This window comes from Butyrivibrio proteoclasticus, assembly GCF_900115735.1.
Classification (GTDB): Bacteria; Bacillota; Clostridia; order Lachnospirales; family Lachnospiraceae; genus Butyrivibrio; species Butyrivibrio proteoclasticus_B.
This window is the reverse complement of record NZ_FOXO01000005.1, coordinates 77,100-99,434: the sequence shown is the minus strand read 5'-3', so window position 1 is coordinate 99,434 and position 22,335 is coordinate 77,100. Positions and strand designations below refer to the sequence as shown.

The following is a 22,335-nucleotide window of genomic DNA, read 5'->3' as shown; positions in this document are numbered from 1 at the left end:
TATCTGACATACTCCGTTCGGATGCGGATACCGTAACCGACCAAAATACGGTCGTTAACGGTATCCAGCTCCTATAATTCCCCCTATTACATAGAAAAGCCGCATATTTCTATGCGGCTTAAATAAATATCTTTATTCGATTGTTAAAATATCAACAAATCCTGTTACTTCAAAGATTTCTTTAATTTCTTCATTGGCGTTCTTCACGACCATCTCGCCCTGTTTATTCATTACTTTCTGAGCAGATAAGAGAACTCTCAGTCCCGCAGATGATATATACTCAAGATTAGCCAGATCAAAGTCAAGCTTTGTAATGCCGTCAAGAGCGGTCTTAAGCTCATCATCGAGCTGAGGTGCTGTTGTCGTATCAAGTCTTCCCTCCAGAGCAACAGTAAGTTGTGATCCATTAGCTATTTTGTTAATTGTCATATTAGGCTCCTCTCATAAAAATCATTTATTGTTAAGGGCACAAACAACAGTCATATCTACTCTGTCCCCTTTAACTCCTACAATAACATCCTTCGCAACGTTGGCAACAATGGACTTTTCAAGCTCATCCCATGCCTCTTTTGCGCTTTCACTGGTATCAATACTGTCGGAAAGAGCATTTCTATACTCATACAGCGACCATGATATTCCGGAATCTGCCAAACCTTCTGTGCTTCCGTACATACCCATTGTACCATAGGATATATACCCGCCGCCATACTCCTGCTGTAATTTCATAACATTATTATAACCAAGAATACCGTTTTCAATGACATCTCTGACTTTGTCCATGAAGCCCTTTACTGCAACATTACCTTCAGAGGACATATCCAAAAGAGTATTCTTTTTTTCAGAATCCATAAGCGTTTTTGCTGTAAGCTTCAAGCAAGCCTCATTCTTATACTTCTCAAACCATACAACTGCACTGTATTCGCCGGTCATCTCCTTAAGCATTCCAATGGTTTCTTCAAATACCAGTTTAAGATGCATTGCATCTTTATTGCTAAGTTCAAGTACATCTATAGCTTTGTCAGCCCTTCCATTGGCATTCGATCCCTGAATGTAGTCACTATCGACAATAATTGGATCTGTGACTATCTGTGGAACGCTTGAACCTACTGAACTTAAGGCTTCAGAAAAGTCCTTTATTACTAACATCTTAATCTTATTTTTATCTATAGAAACGATAATGTCATCTGCAAGGTTCGCAACAAGCGATCTCTCCAGATCGTCCCATGCTTCTTGAGAATACTTATCTTCACGTCTCTTTTTCAAAATACCATTTCGATAATCTTTTAATGTCCAGGTTCTTTCTGCAGGTGCTTCAAACAAAAATGCCTTCACAAGCTGACCAAAAAAACCTGACTTTGCACTGTTCTCACCTGTTGTAGCTACTGAAATAAGTTCTTTTTGCTTGTTTGAATCTATATTGTTATCTGCTGAAAGATAAATGTTTGTGAGCTTTGAGCCTCCCTCAAACCACATCTCTACTGTGGTCTCATCAATAATAGACTTTGCAAGCCTCAATACTTCCTCCGTTAGAAGTCTGAGCCTCAAAGCATTTTTCCCCTCAAGCTTAATATCGAAGATATAATCATCCAAAAGCTGATAGGCTCTATCAATATCTTTGTCTATATTAGTGATTCTAATGTGCTCTGACTGCATATTCTTGTCCCCCTTCAGCAAATAGTCTATACACACCTATTATATACAAAAATTCGCAAAAATAATATGCAATAAAAAGAAAATTACGCTAAAATATCCTGCAATTTTCCTAATGCTTCTCTGTGTCTTAGTTTTGTTATACCATATGAAAGATTCATTTTTTTGGAAACTTCCTGCAAGGTAAGCCCTTTATAGTACCTGAGTACAATAATATCTCTTTGCTCTTCAGATAGCTTTAAAAGAGCCGTTGCTAATTCACTTAAAGATTCCTGTGTAAGAACGTCTTCCTCTATACTGCTTTTTGTGTCTGACAAATCCTCCGGGATTTCAGAATGAATATGATTAGTCCTGTAAAAGTCAATCACTGTATTACTGGTAATAGAATAAATCCAAGTAGATATTCTCGCCTTGGATTCATCAAAAGTATCCAGTTTGTCATAAACTTTTACAAATACATCCGCACATAAGTCTTCAGCATCTTCGTGTGAATTGACATGATTCCTTATGTATGCAAATACTTTGTCCTTGTAGTCAGTGTAAATCTGTTCCTTTGAAGGAATGCCCCCCATGTTGCCGTTACTCCTTTATTTATGTTTCTTTTTTATCATTAGGCCCTTTGATGTATGGATCCCCAGCAGCAACTACGAATTCCAGATCATCATCAGATAGCGCCTGTTTGTCCAATGAATATTTCTCTTCAACCCCGCGAATCACTTTTTCAAGATCAGGATTAGATGAAAACTTCTGATAATCGAAAAGTCGTGATAATTTATTTTCCATGATATTACCTCCGTTTGGAATCATATTTGGTTTCACTTATATATACGAACCAAAATATATTCCGGCAATTTTATTTTTGAGCATAATCATCAGGATACGGCTCAATCCCCAGCACATACCTGACCTGTTTTTCCAATTGTTCATCAGACAATCCTGCAGAAAATGCGTCTATATCCTCCAAAAGCCCGATATCCGCGTATTTCTTTTCATCTGTGCTGCTTAGCACCAGGAAAATCTCCCCGTTTTCTTCAAAATCGGCACTGTCAACTCTGTAATAATTATTCTTATATTGATAAATCTTTCTTTGATGAAATTTTTCAATGTTTTTTTCATTAATATCTAATGGAACAGCACCATATTTCTCAAAAACAGACTCTAAAAAATTAAGTTTTACTTCGATCTCGTCTTTTGTAAACATAGCCATCCAACTCCTAGGAATTCTCCTCAAGTTTACGAACACGCTCTGCTTCGTCTAAAACCTTCTCAACCCACATGTCATCCGGTTCCAATACCCTAAATACCCTAAATCCGTATATCTTAGAATTTTCAATTATCACATCTTCATCATCGATATGAAGTGATATCCTGTAGTGATTGGGTAATTTCTGTGGCAAAAGAGTTGTTCTATTGCCCTGAACTTCAGCTTTATGCCTGTACCCGTTCACTATCTGTGAAAATTTGATATTGTAATACCTGAAAAGTGTTCTGATATATACTTCTGACCTAAATGATGAAGTATAGACCCACACCTCGAATCCCCTGTCCTGAAGTTCATGTACAAGTCTTACAGTTCCCTTTCTAAGCCTCTCCGGGAACATTTTATTTAACGGGAATCGAAGTTCCGGTTCTACCTCATAATTATCTGGTGAAACGAATATTACATCATCCAAATCAAACGAGATTTTCATCTGCTATCCCCAATTTTAACACTAATATACGAATAATCGCAAATCTATAATTGCTGTCTCTCTACAAGTTCTGTAAAATACCCTTTTTTTGCCACAAGCTCATCATATGTACCATCTTCAACAATTTTCCCGCCATCCAAAACAACTATCCTGTCACAGTTTTTTATAGTTGAAAGTCTGTGCGCAACAACAATTCTTGTGCACTTTAGATTGTATAGCGCATCTGATACTTTTTTCTGAGTAATATTATCAAGAGCGCTTGTAGCCTCATCCAATAAAAGAACTTTTGGCTTTGGAGCAATAGCTCTGGCTATCATAATGCGCTGTTTCTGGCCTCCGGATATTCCGCCTTGCCCTTCTGATATTATCGTGTTCATTCCCATTGGCATCTTTTCAATATCATCTGCTATTCCTGCAATCTCAGCAGCTTCCCATGCTTCATCCAATGAAAGAGTTGGTGCTGAAATAACAATATTTGAATAAATATCTCCTTCAAAAAGAGATCCTGTTTGGGTAACACTGCCTATTTTTCTCCTAAGTGAACCAAGATCAAGCCTCTCCAAATCTCTTCCATCATAGTAGATTGCACCTTTCTCCGGCTTTTCGAATCCCAGTAACAGCCTTATGATTGTACTCTTTCCACAACCTGTTTTACCGACTATGGCAACATATTCTCCCGGTTTTATCTTAAGATTTAGGCCACTTAATACATATGGAGTAGTTTCACTATATCTAAAAGATACATTGCTGATCTCCACTCCACCTATAAGCTTGTCAACAGCAATCTTGCCTTCAGAACTTTCAGGCTCTGCATTTAATATTGGCTCTGCAAGACTCAGTACAGGATTTATCTGCGCTGCAGATATTGCGACGGACTCAAATCCATTAAATACCCCCTGATAATAGCCAAAGGCAACGCCAAATGCAACGTAGTCTCCCGGTGTTACCCCGCCCTTTACTGCTGTATAATACAAAATAATCGAACCAATAATAGTAATGGCTTTACTAATAGTTCCACTGAATATAATGGCTGCCGGAGGTCTATAGCTTAATCGTGCACTCTGATTATAGTTGTTTGCCCACTTTGCAAAAGCTCTTTTCTCTGCTCCCGCAAGCTTTATCTTTTGAATTCCATTGATAAGTGCATAACTAAGGCCATCTTCATCCGCATCATATTGCATGATCTTCTTATTAATCTTTGTTCTCACCAATATTGTCGCTATAGAAACGATCATACTTGTAAATAATATGGCTATTGACGGAACAACCAAGCACTTTGCGAAATTTCCAATCTGAAACAGATACAAAAGTGACACAATAACAGTTACAGGCAATGTAAAAAAGTTTTCTACAAGTAGGCTGCATATCGTTCCCACTGCATCTATTCTCGAAGCTAATTCTCCCGAAGTATAATCTTTAAAAAAACTTGCCGGTAAGTATAATATCCTGCTCATTACTGCTGACTCAACACTTACAGAGTTTTTTATCTCAATTCGCTCCTTCACCAGCTCAGAAGAAGCCTCAAAGAGCTGGTTCGCAATAACTACCATAAAAAAGTAGACAGCAGTACCAACAAGCATGCTTATATTGTGCTTTTTCATAACATACCCGGTTATAAATCCCGTTAACTGCGTAGTTACTATCGATCCAAGTGTAAACGAAAGTGCAAGTAATGCAAAAAAGATAAGATCCCCCATATCCATGCAATCTTTCATATAAATCAAAAGATCTGTCACAGTGAGCTTTTTTCTCGGAAGAGGTCTGTAAAAACAATAAGCTTCATCCAAGAAATCCTTGTAATTTTTTGCGTTTACCGTCACTTTTTTCTTTTTATCATAGTTGTAATACCTATATCCGCCACCTCTTTTAGGTAAAAGAGCTACCGGCTTATCCTGATTTCCAAGATATGCCAGCATTGGTCCATAAGCATCCTTATACCACTTGCCCTCAAGGGTTATCCTCCTATACATTATCCCATAGGCTTTTACAGCGTCTTTAAGATCTGAAGTCACCTCTTTGGGCGTAAATCCAAAGTATTCTATGATTTCCTCCACTGCTTTCCGGGCAATATGACGCCTGTCCAGCATAAGCGACTCATACTTGCCACTTATGGAAGACATCATATTGTACATGGAGTCTTCAAAAATATTCTGATCACTTTTTATTCTTTGCCTTATCTGTTCGTCAAACCAGCCCACGTTCGCCCCTCATCATTCATTGACAACAAGCTCGGTATAATAACCATTCTTTGCCATCAGTTCATCATGTTTTCCTCGTTCAACCACTTCGCCATCCTTGAGAACAAGGATTTCATCGCAGTCGCGTATTGTAGATAGCCTATGCGCTATTACAATACATGTAATTCCCCTGTCTTTTACCGCCTTTATAAGTTCAAATTCGGTCTTTGCATCAAGTGCGCTGGTCGCCTCATCCAAAATAATAATTGAAGGATCCTGCGCAAGAACTCTTGCAATTTCAAGTCTCTGTCTCTGTCCACCCGAGAAATTGCTTCCATTTTCATCTAAAAGGCTCTTGTACGCGCCAACCCTGTCCATGATATCATCATGAATCTGTGCATCTCTTGCTGCCAAAATCATTTCGAAATCTTCTATTGAGTCATCCCACATCTTTATATTGTCTTCAATAGTACCTGCAAAAAGAACAATGTCCTGGTCTACAACAGCTACAGATCCCGCAAATTCATTGCGGTTAATCTCAGACATTTTTTTACCATCAAATGTGATTTCTCCACTCCAAGGCTTATAGAGTCCTGAAATAAGCTTTGAAATAGTGCTCTTTCCACATCCAGAGCCGCCTACTATGGCAATTTTGCTCCCCTGCTTCAAGCTAAAAGAAACATCTTTTATCACAGGTTCTGCCATTCTGGAATAGCCAAACACCAGGTTCTTTACTTCAACATTTCCTGTAAGCTTTGAATATTTTTCAGGTTCATCGTCTTCATTAAAAGTCACTTCCTCTGGATAATTCATAACATCTTCGACTCTCTCCATCTGGGAGCGCATTTCCTGTATCGTCTGACCTGCTCCTATAAGCTGCATTGCCGGAGATGTAAATGACTGCAAATACATCTGAAAACTTGTAACCATACCAAGTGTAAACTTCCCTCGCATTACAAGTCCAACACCAATAAATAGAACTAAACTGTTAGCAACAATGTTCAAAAACTCAGGTATTCTTCCAATCCAGACATTAATATGGGAAAACTCTATATTTTCCTCATTAACCTTTGCGTGTATTCCTGCCCATTTCTCATAAAACCCGTCCTCTGCTCCACTTGATTTTATGGTCTCTATCATTGATATTCCTGAAAGAGTAGTGGCTGCAAGCTTTCCTTGATCTCTCATATTCAGCCTTGTTATGTTTACTCTTTTCTTGGAAATATGTCTGCCTAAAGCAGTATTAAAAACAAGTGTTATTATTCCTATAAGTGTCAAAGCCGGACTATATCTTATCATTACAATAAGATAAAAGATCATCATTCCAATGTTGATCAGTATAGGGGTTATTGTTGTAACAACTGTATTGGCTATCGACGCATTTGTCCTTTTTCTCTGAAGAATATCTCCTGATAGTCTGTTATTAAAAAAATCTACCGGTAAATGCAATACCTTCCACATATATGTGCTATTACCGATAATAGACATTTTTCCATTTATTTTTAAAGAATACAGATCTGTAATCGCGTTAACCAATACCTCCAAAAAACAGATAATAGAAAAAAGAATAATAAAAGGAGTTAGCAGCTCAATATTTTCCCCTGTAAGGAGTCTGTCCATAAAAAATCTCTGGAATCCCGGACTGATGATATTAAACGCATATGCAATAATTGTAGACAACACAACAAAAGCAACTGCTGCTCCGGCCCCATTTAGTCTCTTCATGGCAAACTCAACAGTGCTTTTTCTTTTTCCGCTCTTTTCAAAATTATCCCCAGGCTTTATAAAAAGACAGATTCCGGTAAAAGCCTCATCAAATTCACTCATTGGAACCGCTATAGTTCCTCTTGCCGGGTCATTTAAATAAGCCTTTCCATTTTTAAAACCATTTAAAACAACAAAATGATTGAAATTCCAATGTATTATGCATGGAAATTCCCCATCTTCAACCAGATTTTCCGGCTCATACCTATAGCCGTTGGCTTCAAAGCCATAAGCTCTGGCAGCTTTAAGGATATTTTTAGCATTTGATCCGTCTCTTGAAACACCGCAGTCTACCCTTACACGCTCAAGTGGAACCCACTTGTCATAATATGCCATTATCATATCAAGGCATGCAGCACCGCATTCAAGAGCCTCCATCTGCATAACGATTGGAACATTTGCCTTGCCTTTTGTAATTGGAGTTTTTGTAGTTGATCTATTCATTATGCCCCTCATCCCCGCATTAGTTAAAAAGTAAGCTGATCAACTGAGTTTCTTTGTACGAAGCTTTAACATCATATGAACCATCCGGTATGTCCACATTTGCAACTGCAATAATATTTCCATATTCATCCTGCTTAACAAAGCCAATGGGTACCAAAAAATCCCCAATTTCAAGATTCATATCCATAGTCAGGTTACGCGCCGCCACACTGTCTTCAAAAGTTGCAGTAACAACACCTTCACTCACTTCTGCCTTTCCATAAATATAGCTATTTATAGAAGAAAAATAGCTCCACCCTATAAGTCCAAACAAAATTATCATCACCGCAATTAAAACAATCCATCCCTCAGCTCTTGCCACATGTATATATGTAGTAAGATCATCCGGTGATGAGATTCTCTCTATACTTTTTTTTCTAAAAATATCCTCTTTCATAGCTTCCCTCATGTAAGAAAATCCGTTATAACCTCTTGTCTTATATTTTATCATAAAAAAATAGACTTTTGAGCGCAAAAGTCTAAAAAGGGAGGAAGGGCTGCTTATGACTATAAGCAACCCTTCTGTTGTGTTATGAAAAGTATATATGTGGGGTTCAAGAGTGTTGTCTCTCTTGATGTTTATTATGTTACGATCCAAACCTAAAATGAAACTAAAAATAATGTGTCTAAAGAGTGAATATTATAGATTCTTCACATAATAGTTACCATTCTTCTTATATCCCATTTTCATAAGATATGTCTTATGATTCTTGTCCGGTCCTCTGTAAATCAATTTCTTTATTCCTTCTTCCGGAAATTTTTCCACCAGATATTTACCAATTGAAAAATCCCTGTATTCAGGTATCGAATAATCCAGTTCTATATCAACTGTACCATCTTTCTCTTTACCGAAAAATAAAGATACAGGCTTTCCGTTATGACAAACCACATAGCCAATATTAGATTCTGAAAAATCCATTAAATTTTCAGGAAAGCAATTCTGTATATCAGCTGAATAATATCTTAAAAGATATCCTACAAGTGCATCCTTGCTGTTTACTCGTACAATGCTGTAATCCACTTTTGTATTACTCATTTTTACAAGATAATAGATATTAATCAAAACAAGACATACATTCATGATAGCTGTGGGATATGAATGTATTATGAAAGCATAAGTTGTAAAAATAACACTTCCTATTGTATTAACCACCCTAAGCTTAACAACTGATGCCATCAAAAAAGAAACCAGCACCAACGCTGAGCCAAGATAACCTATAGCCTCTATGATTGTATTTGTATTCATTTTTACCTCTTTCTATTTTTTAACTAATTATTAATGGGTACATATCATATCAAAAAAACATTTATAGTTCAAATATATACATTTGACACAATTACAATGTATAATTATTAAAAATCAGTAAGGAGGAATTTTATGTTTATAGACTCATTTTGGTCGCTGCTTCCACCGATTATTGCTATAGCACTGGCTTTAATCACCAAAGAAGTTTATTCATCATTATTCATTGGTATTCTGGTTGGGGGACTTCTTTATTCCGGCTTTAGTTTTACAGGAACAATAGAGCATGTTTTCGTCGATGGTATGATTGGACAGCTCTCTGACCCGTGGAACATTGGGATTCTTATTTTTCTCGTAGTTCTAGGCGGTGTTGTAATGCTAATGAACCGTGCCGGTGGTTCAGCAGCCTTCGGAAAATGGGCTTCTGAGCATGTAAAAACAAAAGCAGGTGCTCAGATTGCTACCATACTTCTCGGAATGATCATATTTATCGATGATTATTTTAACTGCCTTACAGTTGGTTCAGTCATGCGCCCTGTTACTGATAAGCACAGGATTTCCAGAGAAAAGCTTGCTTATCTTATTGATGCTACTGCTGCTCCAATATGTATCATCGCTCCCATTTCCTCATGGGCCGCTGCTGTAACCGGATTCGTTGATGGTGCAAATGGTCTTACTCTATTTGTAAGAGCTATTCCATACAACTTCTATGCGCTTTTGACCATAGTCATGTTGTTTGGTCTTACTTTTATGAATTTCGACTACGGCACTATGAAAGTTGCTGAGCACAACTCACGTAAAGCATCAGAAAAAAACAAAGCAAAAAAAGCAGCATCTCTTACCGGTGCTGAGGATCAGCCAAATCCTCCTGTTTCTGTTAAAGGTAAAGTTATTCATCTCATACTTCCTATTATTACACTTATCATTTGCTGCATAATAGGAATGATATACACAGGTGGTTTCTTTGAAGGTGCAAGTTTTGTAGATGCTTTTTCAGGCTCTGACGCTTCTGTTGGCCTTGTTTACGGTTCAGTTGCAGCGCTTATAATAACAATTGTTTTTTATGTATGCACCAAGGTTCTTAGCTTTACAGAATGTATGAATGCTCTTCCAGAAGGATTTAAGAGCATGGTTCCTGCTATTATGGTTCTTACTTTTGCCTGGACTCTTAAATCAATGACTGACTCTCTTGGAGCATCTACATATGTCGCTGGTCTTGTTCAGCATATAGCCGATAATAATGCTCTTATGAGTTTTATCCCTGCAATTGTATTTGTCGTAGGCGCTTTCCTTGCATTTGCTACAGGAACTTCCTGGGGAACCTTTGGTATCCTTATTCCTATTGTTGTTAATGTATTTGCCGGAAATCTTAATAATGAGCTTATGATAATATCAATTTCCGCTTGCATGGCCGGTGCTGTTTGTGGAGATCACTGCTCACCTATTTCTGATACAACAATTATGGCCAGTGCCGGTGCCCAGTGTGAACACATTTATCATGTTTCGACTCAGCTTCCTTATGCACTTACAGTAGCTACTGTTTCACTGGTTGCATATGTATTTGCAGGATTCTTGAAAAACTGGCTTATTTGCCTTCCTCTTGGCATTCTTTTAATGATTGGTACGTTATTTGTTATCAAGAACATGAAATCGTCCAAAAATGCTTGATTAATAATTGGAATTTAGATAATAAAATGATATTATTTTATATATAAAATTATTTTCAGGCTTATGAGAAAGGATTGTCGAGTATGCAAAAGTATAAAAAGATGGAGTATTCTAGAAACAAAGATGTTCTTCTACGTTATACACCCGGACATTTTATAACGCCTCATTCTCATGTTAACTATTACATCGATCTTTGTGATACCAAGGCTAGAATGAAAGAGGCCAGAGCCGCAGGTGAATCTCTGGCAGAAATGTACATGACCTCTGATATCATTGATACCATCCTGTGCCTGAATGGTACCGAAGTTATTGGTTCTTATATGGCCAACAAGCTTACAGAGGCAGGAATTCTTTCAATGAATTCCCACAAGACCATGTATATAACCAGTCCTGAAATCAATGTAAATGATCAGATCATGTTCAGAGACAACAACAAACACATGATAAATGGTAAAAAAGTCCTTATCCTGATTGATTCTGCGACAACAGGCGGAACGTTAAAGAGTGCTCTTGATTCCATCAGGTTCTATGGTGGCGAGATTGTGGGTATTTCTGCTGTATTTTCAGTTGCTACTCAGATTGAAACCTTCCCGATAAGAGCCCTGTTCACTACCAGAGATCTTCCTGATTATGCAAGCTACGCTCATGATAATTGCCCTCTGTGCAAGTCCGGAGTTGCTGTTGATGCTATCTGCAATGGATTTGGTTATTCAACTGTATAAAATAATAATGAAAAAATAAAAGCATCTCTTGGTAATGACCTAAAAACCAAGAGATGCTTTTTTATTACTGATTTCCCATATTTTTCATCATTTTAGCAGTTTCAATATCATTGGCAGTAAGCTTTATATTGGACTCTAATGCCTTTCCATCAGGAGTAGTTACCCTAATATCAATTATCGTGCCCTCCTGCATGGCATTGTCTCCAATTGCTCTAAAAAAAGGTAATACCTTGGGATGTTCCTGTGAAAACAGCCCAAATCGTTGTTGAAGCTGCATAAGCAGCATTGGATTCATATTCATTTTTGTACCTCCATAATAAATATACTAAATAATATATAAGTAAGTTAAATAATTATCAACCTTTTTTGTTGAAATTTTAGTAAACTTGAGTTAAATCAAGTTTTTTACATCTTAGAAGTATTATAATCGCAATCGTTGATAAAAAATATATCTGATACATATAAGGAGGATAAATAATGTACGGATTTGGTGATATGATACAAAAGCTTAAAGCTAATCCAAAAACAATCGTTTTCCCTGAAGGATCTGATCCAAGAATCCTTGAAGCTGCTTCAAGATTACTTGCTGGTAATTTCCTTAAACCTATTCTTTTAGGAAACCCGGATGAAATCAATAAATCAGCCGAAGATGCCGGCTACAACATCAGAGGTGCTCAGATTATAGATCCTGAGAATTTCGAAAAGTTTGATGAAATGGTAGACATGTTCTGTGAGCTCAGAAAGAGTAAGGGAATGACACCTGAGAAGGCTATTCCTATCCTTAAGCAGACAAACTACTTCGGAACAATGCTTGTAAAGATGGGACTTGGAGACTGTCTTCTTGGTGGCGCTACATATTCAACAGCTGATACTGTACGTCCAGCACTTCAGATTATTAAAACAAAACCTGAGAACACAATCGTTTCTTCATGCTTTATCCTTGTTCGTCCTTCAGCAACAGGCGAAAATGAAGTTATCGCAATGGCTGATTGCGGAATCAATATCAATCCTAACGAAGATGAACTTGTAGAAATCTGTGGTGAGACAGTTAGCTGCGCACAGAGATTCGGTGTTGATCCTAAGGTTGCATTCCTTTCATTTTCAACAAAGGGATCAGCAAAAGATGACACTGTAACAAAGATGCAGAACGCCACAAAGAAGGCTCAGGAGAGATATCCTGAAATTCCTATCGATGGTGAACTTCAGTTTGATGCTGCTGTATCTCCACGTGTTGCTAAGCAGAAAGCTCCTGGTTCAAAGGTTGCCGGACACGCAAACACATTTATCTTCCCAGATATCAATGCTGGTAACCTTGGTTATAAAATTGCTCAGCGTATGGGTAACTTTGAGGCATATGGCCCTATTCTTTTAGGTCTTAATGCACCTATCAACGATCTTTCTCGTGGATGCAATGCTCTTGAAGTATACTCAATGTCAATCATCACAGCTTCTTTAGCTTGATATATGTATTATTGATGTTAAAAACAGACCACTGCATTTATTGCGGTGGTCTGTTTGATTTTCTTTATCATTCAAATTTTACCATGACGTCTTTCATGATTCTTATAATAAATCATCTTATCGTCATACATAGCTTCATCTGCCTGTTTTATCGCTTTATTAATTTCACTTGAATTCTTTGTCCATACTGCACCTATAGCGGCCTCTATCTTTTTATTTCTTAATTTACCGACCATATCATTAAATTTCACCTTATCAATCTCAGGTATTATTGCAATAAATTCATCTCCACCTATACGGTAACAGAACTTTTTCCTAAAAATACTTCCAAACACACTTGCTACCTTTTTAATAAGCTCATCACCTGCCTCATGACCTTTCTCGTCGTTAATCTCTTTCAAGCCATTTATATCAACGTAGCAGACTCCAACGTTTACAGACATTCCACTAAGAAGAACCAGAGTCTGATTCAATGAATACCTGTTTCCGAGTCCTGTAAGAGGATCATGACTTCCTAAATACATCATTTCAGTAGTAAGAGCTCTGTTTCGTAGCTCATATGATATAAATACTGCTGCAGATTCAATTACATCGGTGACATTTAAGGGAACATCATTTGCAAAATTATCAACGACAAGATAACCTAATATGTTCTTTTTGTCTTTAACAGCTGCAATAATAAATCTATACACATTTCCGGCCAAAAACTTGTCATAAAACTCTTCATTTCTTTCCTTTAGCGTATAAGTGTCATTTACCACTACTATATCTTTATTTTTTAGCTGTCCTCGCCATAATGAGATAAAATCATTATTTTCAATATCTTTTTTTGTAGGAAGTTTTGAATGTGCTGATCCGCTAACCCATTCATGAATAGCTTTTATATCATTATCCTGAGTTTCAACTATCAACACACGATCGGCTTCAATTGATGTTCCAAGTATTTTTAATACTTTCTTTATTCCCTTGCCAAATTCTGCAGAAGACAGCTCTTTTGCACATTCTATTACAAGATTATTGCTATTTCTCTTTAGAATTTTATCATCTTCATCCCTTTTTGCTGCTGTTACATCATGGATTATGAAGGCGCAGAATCCCTTTTGATACACAGGAACTGCCCAAAACTCAAACCATTTATCATAATCACTGTTATATGTCCTTAATATTGTGGATTGGCGCAAAATAGCAGCCTGATAGCTATATTTAATCCAGTCCTCATCTCTATTGGTTACTGTATCAAAATATGTGCTACCAATCAGCTCTGCAGATGACCTTTTTACCAGTTGTGCATATCTCTCATTTGCAAATAAAAAGAGCATATCTTTAACAGTTCCAAACGGATCTGTTAAAACCTTAAATATACAGCAGGCATCCGGTAAATCCTTGAGCATATATAAGATATCGTTTGAAGTAAAATTAGTTGTAGAAGAATACTCTATTTTCCCATGGCTCTCGAATTCTGACATCATGCATCCCCCATTTAATGTTAGAATTAATACTTTATAACGTTGATTATACAATATATGATTTATTTATGCACTATCTAATTGCTATTAAAAATGTTGGAAGTATCAAATTGATACTTCCAACTCTTTTCTTATTTCAATTATGCTTTTTCCTGTTCTTCTGGCAATTCCAGCAATGTCATCATATTCTAGCTTTTTCCTTTTTACATCATATCCTTCCGCCTCTTTTACACGAACATTACCATATGGAGTCTCGATAGTCTTTATTTTTCTGCTGAGAATATATCTACTACAAATACTCTCACGTACACCAATTGTGGTAGTATTTTTAAACAATTCCTTCAAAATATCCTCTCTGTCATCTTGCCTGCACATGCATGTCAAAAGAACTCCCGGTCTATTCTTTTTCATATCAGCCGATATTGTATATACTTCAACAGCTCCTGCCTCGAATAGCCTATCAGTGGCAAACCCAATCTCTTCCGGAGTCATATCATCTATGTTACAAGACAACTCAACAATTATATCATTTTCGAATTCATCACTGCTCTCACCATATATAGCTCTTACAAAGTTACCCTGAGAAAAATCCTTTTTCCCCATTCCGTAACCTATTCTTTTCACTGTCATTGTAGGCTGAGAACAAAAATCAAAAGCAAAATATTTAGCAAGCGCTGCACCTGTAGGAGTGCACAACTCCGACTTTATCGTATCACTCTCATAACTTGGGATTCCTTCCAACAAAAGTGCTGTTGCAGGAGCCGGTACAGGCAATATTCCATGTGCGCACTTCACTGTGCCTCCACCAACATTAATTGGTGAAAATATAATCTTATCAGCATCAAGTTCATGCATCAAATAGCAAACTGCAGCTATATCCGCTATAGCATCAAAGTTGCCAACTTCATGAAAGTGTATTTCTGAGACAGGCACTCCATGAACTTTGCTTTCTGCCTCTGCAAGGAGCTCAAAGACTTCTCTGACATCACTTTTTACCTCTTTTGAGACATTCAGATTCTCAATGATATCCTCTATGTCATAGAGCTTATTGTGATGATGTCCTTTGTGCTCATGAGAGTGTGCATTTTTATGATCATGATGCTGTTCTTCTTCTGAATCATGTTCTTCCTGGCCTTTTACAAGAACTTTCATATGCTTGCCTACTACACCGCATTTTGTTGAATCTTCAAGCACAAATTTTACATTAGGTATTCCTAAACTATTCAGCTCTTTTTCTTTCTCTTTTACTTCTTCAAAAAGCGAAATTAGTGCTGCTGTAAGCATATCGCCTGCTATACCCATTTTGCACTCAATATAAAGTGTATTCAAAACTACCTCCTTGCATCATTTGGGCAATCAATCCAACTAGTTACTTGTAATACATAATATATAAATGTTATATATCTTCTATAACTATATTTTTTAATGTAACCCCTTTTCCTTCAATTATGTGTGCCCTTCTTCCACCACAGACTGTGCATAAATATCTATTTTCACTACTAGGATAATACTCACTTCCACACTCTTCACAAAGAGCTTTCACAGATACTTCTTCACATATAAGCTCTGCACCTTCCAACATTGTCCCTTTGGATACTTCTGGATAATACTTATACATATAGTATGGCATTACACCGCTTGTTTTTCCTATCTGAATAACAATACTCTTTACACTTTTGGCATTATTTTCTTTTGCAACATCTATCGCCAGAGCTACCATTCGTGAAATATAGCTCATTTCATGCATCCTTTATTACCTCTTTATTTTCATTTTATTATTATTTAATTGATTATAAGTCAAAATGCTTGATAATTATATACAAAGGAGGATGTTATGGCTCATAATATCGTAAAAACATGTATTGGATGCGGTCGTACATTTGTCGCTAGAAATAGTGGCGCTCCTTTTTGTTGCCGTGCTTGCAAAATTCGATATTCCTATCATTATTCTTTTAGATGCAAAGACTGCAGAAATGCAACATGTACCGTCCGAAACGAATATCTTCAAGGTTGCGCTCCTAATTGCCCTAATCTTAAATGGGATCCTTAATTATTTTCCCGACAAATGATTAATGAATTGCTGAGCACATCTTCCTGACAATCCACCATGGTTTAATTCCCAACGATCAGCTTCTAGCATAAGCTGGCTCTCTTCCATGTCAATACCGTTTCTTTTTGCAAGTTCCTTAACAATACTGTAGTATTCCTGCCTTGATGGTTTATAATATCCTATATTCACACCAAATCTGTTGGCAAGAGATAATTTCTCTTCCATTGTATCTGATCTGTGTATATCACCGTCCTGCTCAACATCTCTTCTATCTTTCCATGTCTCCTTGATGAGATGCCTTCTGTTGGATGTAGCATAGATAAGTATATTATCTGGTTTTGTCTCAACTCCACCCTCTATAACTGCCTTCAGGAACTTATAATCTGATTCATCTTCCTCAAAAGAAAGATCATCCATATAAATAATAAACTTGTAATTTCTGTTTTTTATCTGAGCAATGAGTTGAGATAGTAGTCTGAACTGATATTTATATATCTCAATCATCCTAAGTCCATCGCCATAATACTCATTAACAATTGCCTTGATGCTTGTGGATTTCCCAGTACCACTGTCTCCAAACAAGAGCACATTATTAGCCTTTTTCCCATCGACAAATGCTTTCGTATTCTCAATAAGCTTCTTTTTCTGTATTTCATAGCCTACAAGATCCTTAAGAACCACTTTATCCATGTTGTTTATAGGATTAAATTCTATTTTTCCATTTGCAAGCTCTCTTATCCTGAAAGCTTTATTTAAACCAAATTCTCCAACACCGATTCTTTTATAAAAATCAGTGACAATATTAAAAAATTCCTGATCTGACCTCGCACTTTCAAGCCTTGATGATAAATCTCTTACCTTCTCACTTACATTTGTGTTATACATCAGTTCCGGTTTTTCTATAGCCTTATAACTAGTTATACAACTAAAACAGTCGATTCCAAGTTTATCTTCTATTTCTCTGAAATCGTACTCAAATAGTTGTTTAAATGCATGGAAATCTGCAGTAGCAAAATGATTGACACTTCCATCTTTACTTCCAACTTTTTCACAAGTAAGACTAAAGGGATTCTCATCCATTATAAGCAAATATGTCAGATAATTATGCCAAAGATTATCATCAAAAGCATTCTCTGTACCAAGCTCAAGTAATCTTTTCACCTGTCTATATACTCTCGCTATCAGATCTTCTTTGTCATATTCTGGCTTATGCAAATCTTTTGCAACATTTGCCAGTTGCATCAATATTGAATCCTCAGGCATATCCCCATATATTAGAAGTTTTGCTACTATTTTTTCCATATTCCCCTCTTTGAGTTATATAACATACATATCACATATATGATGCATATTATATGTATGCTATATCAATTATCAAGTAATTGCTTTTCTAACTCCTCGAAATTTATATCCGTTCTTTGCTCAAAATTATTAAAGCTATTCTTCTTTGGAGTGATTGGTTTTGCTTTATTGTTATAATACTCGTTTTTTATACAGTCCTTCATGAAGGCAATTGGAACATCAACAGTAGTGTTATAAGATTGCATATAGTCATAGGCCTGTTTTATCTTATCAATATCATAATCAGCACATTCTGCTATTTCTTTAATCTCTTTTACTTTAAAATAATCATGCATAAGATCGATAAGATCATCTAAAACATCATCTTTATTTATCTGTTTTTCTTTTTTTACGCTAGGAATTACATCCTTTTTATCTACAAAAAATCTGATTCCAACTGTTTTCCTACCGCTCTTAATTGGTTCATAATCTACTATAAGGCTTGTTTTTTTATTTAGTTCTTCCTTGGCTTTCGACAATACGTTTCTATTAAATATTTTATATTCCTTATACTTGGTTTGACCAGTTTTTTCGACTAACTCATCAATTTTTTCATAGTCTGGATAATCTTTTTCAAGTTCAGCCTTAATTTTGTTATCTCCACCGGAATTAATTATTCCAAGCTCCAATTTTAGCTCAGTCAGATTGTAATCAAACACCTGCTCTCCATCTACCTTTTCAATTGCTTTTTTATAATCAAAAGCAGACTTTAACATCTCATATAAACGCAAAGAATAAACACTCTTAAGACTTAGGGTGTCTGATAAACTTAATACTGTATAGTCTTTTTGTAGATTAACTATTTTATCTGTAAGTGAGTTGTTATAGCGAAGCGTAAGTGTACCATTTTTAAAAGATGCATCTGTAACCACCTGGTGCGCCTCAATTTTGCCATTTGCCTTATCTTTCATTAAAAGGTTCCAGTCAAAAATTGTTGCACCTTTTACCTGTCTGTCACATAATGCTTCAATGTGTTCATATAAAGAACCTGATGTAGACTTAAACATTTTTCTTAAGTCTGTTCCATATATAGTAGCAACAACATTATTTGTTTCATCTATTTTTATGTGCTGCATTCCTATGGCAAAAAGCTTCTGGCTTAATGCAGTTCCCTTACCCATTGCGTTGATCAATTCATTAGACTTCTTGTAACTCTGTCTTGTTATGAGTTGGTCTCGTTTTTCTTCTTTCATAAATCCCCCAGTTTCTATATATGCAGGTTCCCTTTTAGTGCACTTTTATTATGTAGGGTTCTTCCTTTTTTGTACACCTTTAGAATAAATAAGATATAATACCATTCCCTTTTTGTAAACCTTTTATTTTATTATATTCCTTTTTTGGTCACCTTCAAGTACTAATTGCCTATATTTAGGGGTTTTTCAAAATTTATAGTACCATTATTTGTTGTCTCATTCAGTCAATATTAGCTATTCCCTTTTTGGTCACTTTTGACATTATCGATTCCCCTTAAGTACACCTTTGACTGATTTAGATTGACTAATTTGGTTATTTTTATTCCCATTTATATCACTTTTTAACCTCTTCCTTATAACTTTTTGTTTTATAAACAGGTTCTTACTAAAAAAGAATGTCGCAAGCGACATTCTCGCGCCGAGCGCGGTTGCATTTATGCAACATCTTCCTATCGCGCGAGTGCGCTTCCTTAGCGGAGCGATCTTTTAGATCGTAGGAAGCAATTTCCTATGATCTAAAAGCATTCCCTTTTTAGTCACCTTTTACTTAAAAATAAGAATTTAATGAGTTTATTTCATCTTTAACGTGACCAAAAAGGGATTTTTTATTTTTTATTCATATATATTCATCAGCTGTGATCTATATTCTTATAAATTTTACTGTTCCCTTTTTGTACACTTTAAAATTCCCTTTTTGGTCACCTTTGTTTTTGGGAATCTTCAGAATGCTCTATTTATCTGCATTCTGGCATTCTTCAATTTTGTTTTTCAATTTCTTTTCCATATTCCCTTTTTAGTCACCTATCTTCCCAAATACTGCACCTTATATCCCATAAAAGGTTACTTTTAGGCCTATTTACTATGTTCCCTTTTTAGACACTTTACATCCTCTAATAAATAACTTTATGTTCCCTATTTATTTACTTTTAATTCCTTTTTTAGTCACCCTATTTCCTAAAAATCCAGCAAATATGCGGGTTTTTATAGCTATTAATTAATAAAAAAATTGTAGTTTTATATTTTAACAAACAACTAATTTGTGAGTTTCATAAGTACAACTTAACTTTCTTCTTTTACATTATGTTTACTTTGTAAGAAATAAATATTATGGAGTAATCTATATGTTTTTTTAATGAATCTAATCCAGGTCTCAAAATTTTTGATTCTACTGAAATTCTAGTTATTTTCTATTTAATTATAGTAAGGATATTTTTGTATCATGGGTGTTTTTGGGAAAAAATACGAATTGTATGAGACTGAAATTTAAATAACATAGAGAATAATAATATAATATTAAACATAAAGCATATTAATTTAATATTAAAACATGATATAATAAATAAAATAACATTTGAATGCTTAAATTATTTCTAATAATAATATTTTTTATATTTCTTGATATTTTCTTATGTTTTATTAATCTATAAAGATTGTATATGATATTATAATATCTGATATACTATATAAAGAAATTATATCAACGATTATCATTATAACATTTTGCCTATTAATTCTTTCCGGTCATAGCTTAAAAATTGACCGTTCAGGTCTATAATTTTTTATGTTTTCTTAATATTTGCATTTTGATTTCAGCTGATATTATATGTAGTATTAATTATATATGTAAACATCGATAATATATACATGTATCTTTTGCTATTTTAATTATATTTTTAATGTTGATAATTCTCTGTTGCAAGTAATCTTGCAACAGAGAATTATTTTCTTTCCAAATTAATGACATTATTGTTAGAATGCTCATAGTTACAGGGATTATTTAATATTTTTACTTAAATAGGATTCCTGCATCTTGATGATTGCTTATTTATATTTTCTTTATATTGTATTTATTTATTTTTTATAATCTCTAAACTAGTCAACGTACAAAAAATACCTCTGAAAACTCAATTAAATGAATAATGATTAAATACGCATCAATACTTGATCAAAAATAACATTTTTGTTTGCTTTCTACGATATTATTTGATTAAAAATTTAATTTTTTAATATGATCTGTTTGCAGTCCAGATCATATAAACATTTAATAGTTTTTATTGTTTTGAAATTTAATTCTGTAACTAATTTTTTTACATAAGTATATGTAATATATAACATCATTACATATATTAAAAACATATTAATTATATTATATATATAACAAATATATAATAAATTCAATGTAAGAGATGCATATTATATATAATGTATTCATATTAAATATATCATTACATTATACATACATAATATATATTATAACATATATATTATACATTTACAATATAATAGATATATTTCGTATATCAAATATTTTTAAACAATAAAATATATTAAATATATTAATAATATAAGTCATACATAAAATATATAATGTATTATATATTTATGTAATAATAACTATAATAAATAAATATAGAATATATGACATACCAAACACATTACATATATACGATATATAAATATATGGATAATATAAGTTACATGATGAATATATAAGATAAAAGGTATGTAACATATATAACATATATGTATTATAATTGGTATTGAGTACATATATTATGTATATATGGAATACAAGATGTATAAGGTATATAACATATACAAAATATTGCTAGTATATATTGAATAAGAGAAAGAAGCCAATGTATGTACAATATATACTATATAACATATATACTTATATATATGATAAAATATATAAATGATACATGAAATATATGAATTATTGATATACATAATATATATAATGCATATATATATTAGATATATAATAAGAGTTTTAATAAACGATAAATAATATATAATCAAGCCATAGCATATAGAATATATATATAACATATATGTAATATGACTAGATCACGCATTTTAGGAACTTTTAGAGAAATTACTAAAAGGATATATCTGTAAATACATTTTTAAACAGGCCATATAAAGATCGCAGTTCTGGAGAAAGGAATATACTGGTCCATTTATGCTTATTGAAGATGAAAATAATATATTGTTATATATGATATATATTAATTGCTTGAATATTATGATTTAACGAGAATAATGTGAATAATTGGAAAAACAAATAATATATATATGATATATAGATGTATAGATATATATCATATATAATACAAAAAAACTTTATAATGATATATAACATGAATATATAGAATATATGAAATATAATATATAAAAAATTAGAATGTGAATATAATGAATGAATATAACAAATATATATATAATATGCTATATATGTTATATATTGATATATTTAAGATGCTATGTTATATAACATATAGTATATGTATAATGATTATAAACAATATATATAATATAAGTTATGAGATGTATATTGTTCATATTATATATTGAAATCAAATATTTTAACAGTTATAATAGCAGAGGTATTATAAAAGAAATAAAAGTTATATAACAGAT

At 34.2% G+C, this 22,335-nt stretch carries 19 protein-coding genes; 3 read left to right on the top strand and 16 right to left on the bottom strand.

Annotated elements, in window-relative coordinates; all coding sequences use genetic code 11:
• Positions 1 to 132 precede the first annotated feature (132 nt).
• The 10 genes from BM146_RS04695 to BM146_RS04650 form a co-directional block, all read right to left on the bottom strand.
• Positions 133 to 429: an STAS domain-containing protein gene (locus tag BM146_RS04695; protein WP_074885083.1), complete on the bottom strand. Its 297-nt coding sequence runs from the start codon at positions 427 to 429 to the stop codon at positions 133 to 135.
• A gap of 21 nt (positions 430 to 450) precedes the next feature.
• Positions 451 to 1,653, bottom strand: coding sequence for a hypothetical protein (locus BM146_RS04690; RefSeq protein WP_074885080.1), 1,203 nt, complete (start codon positions 1,651 to 1,653; stop codon positions 451 to 453).
• Between the two features lie 83 nt (positions 1,654 to 1,736).
• Positions 1,737 to 2,222, bottom strand: coding sequence for an RNA polymerase sigma factor (locus BM146_RS04685; RefSeq protein WP_074885076.1), 486 nt, complete (start codon positions 2,220 to 2,222; stop codon positions 1,737 to 1,739).
• A 19-nt stretch (positions 2,223 to 2,241) separates the two neighbouring features.
• Positions 2,242 to 2,433 (bottom strand): hypothetical protein, encoded by a 192-nt coding sequence (locus BM146_RS04680; protein WP_074885073.1) that lies wholly within the window; start codon positions 2,431 to 2,433, stop codon positions 2,242 to 2,244.
• 70 nt (positions 2,434 to 2,503) lie between these two features.
• On the bottom strand, positions 2,504 to 2,851 hold the full coding sequence (locus tag BM146_RS04675) for a hypothetical protein (RefSeq protein WP_143087420.1): 348 nt from the start codon (positions 2,849 to 2,851) through the stop codon (positions 2,504 to 2,506).
• 13 nt (positions 2,852 to 2,864) lie between these two features.
• Positions 2,865 to 3,341 carry a hypothetical protein gene (locus BM146_RS04670; RefSeq protein WP_074885067.1) on the bottom strand — a complete coding sequence of 159 codons (477 nt, stop codon included), beginning with the start codon at positions 3,339 to 3,341 and terminating at the stop codon, positions 2,865 to 2,867.
• 44 nt (positions 3,342 to 3,385) lie between these two features.
• Positions 3,386 to 5,539: an ATP-binding cassette domain-containing protein gene (locus BM146_RS04665; RefSeq protein ID WP_074885064.1), complete on the bottom strand. Its 2,154-nt coding sequence runs from the start codon at positions 5,537 to 5,539 to the stop codon at positions 3,386 to 3,388.
• A gap of 12 nt (positions 5,540 to 5,551) precedes the next feature.
• On the bottom strand, positions 5,552 to 7,726 hold the full coding sequence (locus tag BM146_RS04660) for an NHLP family bacteriocin export ABC transporter peptidase/permease/ATPase subunit (RefSeq protein ID WP_074885062.1): 2,175 nt from the start codon (positions 7,724 to 7,726) through the stop codon (positions 5,552 to 5,554).
• 19 nt (positions 7,727 to 7,745) lie between these two features.
• Positions 7,746 to 8,216: a hypothetical protein gene (locus tag BM146_RS04655; RefSeq protein WP_177201590.1), complete on the bottom strand. Its 471-nt coding sequence runs from the start codon at positions 8,214 to 8,216 to the stop codon at positions 7,746 to 7,748.
• A gap of 189 nt (positions 8,217 to 8,405) precedes the next feature.
• Positions 8,406 to 9,011: a YgjV family protein gene (locus BM146_RS04650; protein WP_074885056.1), complete on the bottom strand. Its 606-nt coding sequence runs from the start codon at positions 9,009 to 9,011 to the stop codon at positions 8,406 to 8,408.
• Between the two features lie 132 nt (positions 9,012 to 9,143).
• On the opposite strand from BM146_RS04650, the gene BM146_RS04645 reads away from it, so the two are divergent.
• Together BM146_RS04645 and BM146_RS04640 are read left to right on the top strand one after the other, a co-directional pair.
• Complete coding sequence (locus tag BM146_RS04645) at positions 9,144 to 10,676, top strand: Na+/H+ antiporter NhaC family protein (RefSeq protein WP_074885053.1); 1,533 nt, start codon at positions 9,144 to 9,146, stop codon at positions 10,674 to 10,676.
• An 83-nt stretch (positions 10,677 to 10,759) separates the two neighbouring features.
• Positions 10,760 to 11,398 carry a phosphoribosyltransferase family protein gene (locus tag BM146_RS04640; protein ID WP_074885045.1) on the top strand — a complete coding sequence of 213 codons (639 nt, stop codon included), beginning with the start codon at positions 10,760 to 10,762 and terminating at the stop codon, positions 11,396 to 11,398.
• Positions 11,399 to 11,462: 64 nt separating this feature from the next.
• Here BM146_RS04640 and BM146_RS04635 read toward each other — a convergent pair whose 3' ends face one another.
• Positions 11,463 to 11,699: a hypothetical protein gene (locus tag BM146_RS04635; RefSeq protein WP_083413397.1), complete on the bottom strand. Its 237-nt coding sequence runs from the start codon at positions 11,697 to 11,699 to the stop codon at positions 11,463 to 11,465.
• Positions 11,700 to 11,875: 176 nt separating this feature from the next.
• Between BM146_RS04635 and pta the strand changes: the two genes are divergently transcribed.
• Positions 11,876 to 12,859: a phosphate acetyltransferase gene (gene pta / locus BM146_RS04630; RefSeq protein WP_074885043.1), complete on the top strand. Its 984-nt coding sequence runs from the start codon at positions 11,876 to 11,878 to the stop codon at positions 12,857 to 12,859.
• 71 nt (positions 12,860 to 12,930) lie between these two features.
• On the opposite strand, the gene BM146_RS04625 is transcribed toward pta, so the two are convergent.
• From BM146_RS04625 to BM146_RS04600, 5 genes are all read right to left on the bottom strand, one after another.
• Positions 12,931 to 14,325, bottom strand: coding sequence for a sensor domain-containing diguanylate cyclase (locus BM146_RS04625; RefSeq protein ID WP_242949340.1), 1,395 nt, complete (start codon positions 14,323 to 14,325; stop codon positions 12,931 to 12,933).
• A gap of 105 nt (positions 14,326 to 14,430) precedes the next feature.
• A complete protein-coding gene (gene larC / locus BM146_RS04620) occupies positions 14,431 to 15,654 on the bottom strand; it encodes a nickel pincer cofactor biosynthesis protein LarC (RefSeq protein WP_074885037.1) in 1,224 nt (407 codons plus the stop codon).
• 67 nt (positions 15,655 to 15,721) lie between these two features.
• Positions 15,722 to 16,063 carry a hydrogenase maturation nickel metallochaperone HypA/HybF gene (locus BM146_RS04615; protein ID WP_074885280.1) on the bottom strand — a complete coding sequence of 114 codons (342 nt, stop codon included), beginning with the start codon at positions 16,061 to 16,063 and terminating at the stop codon, positions 15,722 to 15,724.
• Between the two features lie 312 nt (positions 16,064 to 16,375).
• Positions 16,376 to 17,677 (bottom strand): ATP-binding protein, encoded by a 1,302-nt coding sequence (locus tag BM146_RS04605; RefSeq protein WP_074885031.1) that lies wholly within the window; start codon positions 17,675 to 17,677, stop codon positions 16,376 to 16,378.
• A gap of 65 nt (positions 17,678 to 17,742) precedes the next feature.
• A complete protein-coding gene (locus BM146_RS04600) occupies positions 17,743 to 18,909 on the bottom strand; it encodes a replication initiation protein (RefSeq protein WP_074885029.1) in 1,167 nt (388 codons plus the stop codon).
• Positions 18,910 to 22,335 lie beyond the last annotated feature (3,426 nt).

What these genes read in the sequence shown, in the direction of transcription:
- BM146_RS04695 (WP_074885083.1), bottom strand. Translation starts at nt 429, where the DNA reads ATGACAATTAACAAAATAGCTAATGGATCACAACTTACTGTTGCTCTG.
- BM146_RS04690 (WP_074885080.1), bottom strand. Translation starts at nt 1,653, where the DNA reads ATGCAGTCAGAGCACATTAGAATCACTAATATAGACAAAGATATTGAT.
- BM146_RS04685 (WP_074885076.1), bottom strand. Translation starts at nt 2,222, where the DNA reads ATGGGGGGCATTCCTTCAAAGGAACAGATTTACACTGACTACAAGGAC.
- BM146_RS04680 (WP_074885073.1), bottom strand. Translation starts at nt 2,433, where the DNA reads ATGGAAAATAAATTATCACGACTTTTCGATTATCAGAAGTTTTCATCT.
- BM146_RS04675 (WP_143087420.1), bottom strand. Translation starts at nt 2,851, where the DNA reads ATGTTTACAAAAGACGAGATCGAAGTAAAACTTAATTTTTTAGAGTCT.
- BM146_RS04670 (WP_074885067.1), bottom strand. Translation starts at nt 3,341, where the DNA reads ATGAAAATCTCGTTTGATTTGGATGATGTAATATTCGTTTCACCAGAT.
- BM146_RS04660 (WP_074885062.1), bottom strand. Translation starts at nt 7,726, where the DNA reads ATGAATAGATCAACTACAAAAACTCCAATTACAAAAGGCAAGGCAAAT.
- BM146_RS04655 (WP_177201590.1), bottom strand. Translation starts at nt 8,216, where the DNA reads ATGATAAAATATAAGACAAGAGGTTATAACGGATTTTCTTACATGAGG.
- BM146_RS04650 (WP_074885056.1), bottom strand. Translation starts at nt 9,011, where the DNA reads ATGAATACAAATACAATCATAGAGGCTATAGGTTATCTTGGCTCAGCG.
- BM146_RS04645 (WP_074885053.1), top strand. Translation starts at nt 9,144, where the DNA reads ATGTTTATAGACTCATTTTGGTCGCTGCTTCCACCGATTATTGCTATA.
- BM146_RS04640 (WP_074885045.1), top strand. Translation starts at nt 10,760, where the DNA reads ATGCAAAAGTATAAAAAGATGGAGTATTCTAGAAACAAAGATGTTCTT.
- BM146_RS04635 (WP_083413397.1), bottom strand. Translation starts at nt 11,699, where the DNA reads ATGAATATGAATCCAATGCTGCTTATGCAGCTTCAACAACGATTTGGG.
- pta (WP_074885043.1), top strand. Translation starts at nt 11,876, where the DNA reads ATGTACGGATTTGGTGATATGATACAAAAGCTTAAAGCTAATCCAAAA.
- BM146_RS04625 (WP_242949340.1), bottom strand. Translation starts at nt 14,325, where the DNA reads ATGTCAGAATTCGAGAGCCATGGGAAAATAGAGTATTCTTCTACAACT.
- BM146_RS04615 (WP_074885280.1), bottom strand. Translation starts at nt 16,063, where the DNA reads ATGAGCTATATTTCACGAATGGTAGCTCTGGCGATAGATGTTGCAAAA.
- BM146_RS04605 (WP_074885031.1), bottom strand. Translation starts at nt 17,677, where the DNA reads ATGGAAAAAATAGTAGCAAAACTTCTAATATATGGGGATATGCCTGAG.
- BM146_RS04600 (WP_074885029.1), bottom strand. Translation starts at nt 18,909, where the DNA reads ATGAAAGAAGAAAAACGAGACCAACTCATAACAAGACAGAGTTACAAG.